We start from the raw sequence: 1,998 nt of genomic DNA on the forward strand, positions 1-1,998 counted from the left end.
CCCCCGGGCCGGCCCTCGAACCTACATTGGCTGCACAGAGGAACGCCCCATGATCACCCTGCGCAAGTCTTCCGATCGCGGCCACGCCGACCATGGCTGGCTGAACAGCTTTCACAGCTTCTCCTTCGCCGACTTCCACGACCCGGAGCGCATGGGCTTCGGCAACCTGCGCGTCATCAACGAGGACCGCATCGCGCCGGGCACCGGTTTCGGCACGCACGCGCACCGGGACATGGAGATCGTGAGCTACGTGCTCGAAGGCGAGCTCGCGCACAAGGACAGCATGGGGACCGGCTCCGCCGCGGGCGATGCGTCCAAGGGGATCATCCGCCCCGGCGACGTGCAGCGCATGAGCGCCGGCACCGGCGTCAGGCACAGCGAGTTCAATCATGCTGCCGGCGCCACGACGCACTTCCTGCAGATCTGGATCGAGCCCGCCCGGCGCGGCATCGAGCCCGGCTACGAGCAGAAGCACTTCGACGCCGAGGACAAGCGCGGGGCGCTCAGGCTCATCGCCTCGCCGGACGGCCGCGACGGCTCCGTCACCTTGCACGCCGACGCGTCGATCCGGGCCGGCCTCTTCGATGGCGACGAGCGCGCGGAACTGCCGCTCGACCCCGCGCGCAGGACCTACGTCCACCTCGTCCGCGGTCAGCTCGAGGTCAACGGCCAGCGCCTGTCCGCAGGCGACGCGCTGGCGATGGAGCGCGAGGCCGCGCTTCGCCTCGGCGGCGGCCAGCAGGCCGAGGTGCTGGTCTTCGACCTCGCCTGACCTTCCTCCTCATTCCCTCACCCACGACCGAAAGACAGACATGAACACCTCGCTCCAGAACGGCACCGTCCTCGCCGGCCGCATCCTGCTCGGCCTCATCTTCGTGGTGTCCGGCTTCGGCAAGATCGCCGGCTTCGAAGGAACGGCGGGCTACATCGCCTCCAAGGGCCTGCCGCTGCCGACACTCATGGCAGCGCTCACCGTCGTGGTCGAGATCGGCGGTGGCTTGGCGCTCGTCCTGGGCTTGTTCGCTCGCCAGGCGGCGCTCGCGCTCGCCGGATTCACCTTGCTCGCTGCGCTGCTCTTCCATGCCTTCTGGGCCGCTCCGGCGGCGCAGGCGATGGCCGAGCAGATCAGCTTCATGAAGAACCTGTCGATCGCCGGCGGCATGCTCGTGCTCGCCGCCTTCGGGCCGGGGGCGCTCAGCGTCGGCGCCCGCTTCAACCGCGCCTGAGCGGCCCCGAGCTCAGGCGTCTCGGGCCAGGCGCACGCCGCTGAACTGCCACTGCGCCTCGGGCGGGAAGAAGTTGCGGTAGCTGGCCCGGGCGTGGCCGGCCGGCGTCGCGCACGAGCCGCCGCGCAGCACGAACTGGTTGCACATGAACTTGCCGTTGTATTCGCCGACGGCACCGGGCAGCGGCCGATAGCGCGGGTACGGCAGGTAGGCGGAGCGGGTCCATTCCCAGACGTCACCGAACATCTGCACCGGCTCGTCGGCGACAGGCGCGGTCTGCGGCAGGGGATGGAAGGCGCCGCGGTCGGCGAAGTTGGCAGGGGCCGGGCTGCGCAGCGATCGGGCGACGACTTCCCATTCCAGCTCGGTCGGCAGGCGTGCGCCCGACCAGCGGGCGAAGGCGTCGGCCTCGAAGTAGCTGAGGTGGCAGACGGGCGTGTGCGTGTCGATCGCCACCGTGCCCTGCAGCGTGTGGCTGAGCCAGCGGTGGCCGTCGCGGCGCCAGTACAAGGGTGCCGCGCGGGCGCCGCTGCGGACCCAGTCCCAGCCCATCGAGAGCCACAGCTCCGGACGCGCGTAGCCGCCGTCTTCGATGAAAGCCAGGAAGTCGCCATAGGTGGCAGGGCGCGACGCGATCTCGAAGTCGTCGGCCCAGGCTCGGTGGCGCGGCATCTCGTTGTCGAAGCAGAACGTCCCGTCCTCGTCGGGCAGATGGCCCAGCTCGCGGACGCCGCCCGCGAACTCGAACCAGCGCAGCGGTTGCGGCCCGACG

At 70.4% G+C, this 1,998-nt stretch carries 3 protein-coding genes; 2 read left to right on the forward strand and 1 reads right to left on the reverse strand.

Features of this window, described 5'->3' with window-relative positions; translation table 11 throughout:
• The first annotated feature begins 49 nt into the window (after window positions 1-49).
• Together AC30N0_RS15585 and AC30N0_RS15590 are read left to right on the forward strand one after the other, a co-directional pair.
• The gene (locus tag AC30N0_RS15585; RefSeq protein ID WP_489518818.1) at window positions 50-772 is read left to right on the forward strand and encodes a pirin family protein; all 723 of its coding nucleotides are present in this window, start codon (window positions 50-52) and stop codon (window positions 770-772) included.
• A gap of 40 nt (window positions 773-812) precedes the next feature.
• Window positions 813-1,226 carry a DoxX family protein gene (locus tag AC30N0_RS15590; protein ID WP_489518819.1) on the forward strand — a complete coding sequence of 138 codons (414 nt, stop codon included), beginning with the start codon at window positions 813-815 and terminating at the stop codon, window positions 1,224-1,226.
• Between the two features lie 12 nt (window positions 1,227-1,238).
• Here AC30N0_RS15590 and AC30N0_RS15595 read toward each other — a convergent pair.
• Window positions 1,239-1,998: SUMF1/EgtB/PvdO family nonheme iron enzyme (locus AC30N0_RS15595; protein WP_489518820.1), on the reverse strand; the 760-nt coding region annotated here is incomplete at its 5' end.

The organism is Rhizobacter sp. (genome assembly GCF_031412495.1).
Taxonomy (GTDB): domain Bacteria; phylum Pseudomonadota; class Gammaproteobacteria; order Burkholderiales; family Burkholderiaceae_C; genus Schlegelella_A.